This is a genomic window from Empedobacter sp. R132-2, from assembly GCF_030324375.1.
Taxonomy (GTDB): domain Bacteria; phylum Bacteroidota; class Bacteroidia; order Flavobacteriales; family Weeksellaceae; genus Empedobacter; species Empedobacter falsenii_B.
Map to the genome: position 1 here is coordinate 1 of NZ_JACAGG010000074.1, position 1,348 is coordinate 1,348.

Here is a 1,348-nt window from a genome sequence, read left to right on the forward strand (position 1 = left end):
GACACTGTCCAAAATTTTGTGTAAATATATTTCAGGTGGGTTTGACTTTTTTATAGTTGAACCCTTTTTTCAAATATAGTTAAAAATTGATTTAAAATTATTCCCCAATTATGAATTGGTTGTGTCCATTTTTTTGAGATTTGCATTAACGATAGATAAACTGACTTTTTGAGCGCGTCATCTGTTGGGAATACTAGTTTATTTTTGGTATATTTTCGGACTTTTCCATTCAAATTTTCGATAAGGTTGGTGGTGTAAATAATTTTTCTGATTTCAATAGGAAAGTCAAAAAATACAGTTAATTCGTCCCAATTATTTCTCCAAGATTGCATTGCGTAGGGATATTTTTGAATCCATTTTTCTGCAAAACGATCTAATTCTAAAGCAGCCATCTCTCTGTTTGGCGCATTGTAAATGAGTTTCATGTCTGAGGTAAATTCTTTTTTATCCTTCCAGACTACGTATCGAGCAGAGTTTCTAATCTGGTGAACCACGCAAATTTGTGTGTTCGCTTGAGGGAAAATATTGGTTATAGATTGTGTAAATCCGTTTAAATTATCAGTTACTGTAACCAAAATATCTTCTACGCCACGCGCTTTTAAATCCGTCATCACACCTTGCCAAAAAGCAGCAGATTCGTTCTCTCCAAGCCACATTCCAAGGATTTCTTTGTGACCTTCACGGTTTAAACCAACAGCTAGATAAATCGTTTTATTGATTACTTTTCCGCCTTGACGAACTTTAAACACAATGCCATCCATCCAAACAATGCAATAAATAGATTCTAGAGGACGATTTTGCCAATCCAAAACTTGACTATTTACTTTATCAGTAATGATGGATATTGCTGATGTAGAGAGTTTATAGCCGTATAATTCGTAAAGTTCCTGCTCAATATCCGAAACACTTAGACCTTTAGCGTATAACGAAATAACCATATTTTCAACAGAAACTGATTTGGATTGATGTTTTGGGACAATAATTGGATCAAAACTTCCTTCTCGATCTCGAGGAACCTCTATTGTAGATTCCCCATATTCGCTTTTTAAACGTTTTGAAGTTGTGCCATTACGTGCATTGGAATTGTCACTTTTCTCATTTTTTGAGTAACCTAAATGGGCTTCAAGTTCGCCTTGTAGCATGGCTTCTAATAAATCAGAATGCAATTCTTTTAATAATTTACTTAGATCTTCTTGGGTTTTGATCCCTTCTAAATGACCTTGATCTTGGATGAATTGGGCTACAGATTTTTTCATAATAAACTGTGTTTTATAAATTTAATAAAATAAATAAGGTGAGTTACTAAACCCACCTTAATTTATGTTTACACAGTTTTTTGGATATTGCC

Annotated in this window: 1 protein-coding gene; it reads right to left on the minus strand. The window is 33.7% G+C overall.

All coding sequences use genetic code 11. The features are described 5' to 3' along the window. Positions 1-50: 50 nt before the first annotated feature. Positions 51-1,256: an IS256 family transposase gene (locus tag HXZ69_RS15180; RefSeq protein ID WP_219035089.1), complete on the minus strand. Its 1,206-nt coding sequence runs from the start codon at positions 1,254-1,256 to the stop codon at positions 51-53. Positions 1,257-1,348: the final 92 nt, after the last annotated feature.

Bases quoted from the DNA above. Each gene is read 5' to 3' on its own strand.
- HXZ69_RS15180 (WP_219035089.1), bottom strand. From the start codon at position 1,256: ATGAAAAAATCTGTAGCCCAATTCATCCAAGATCAAGGTCATTTAGAA.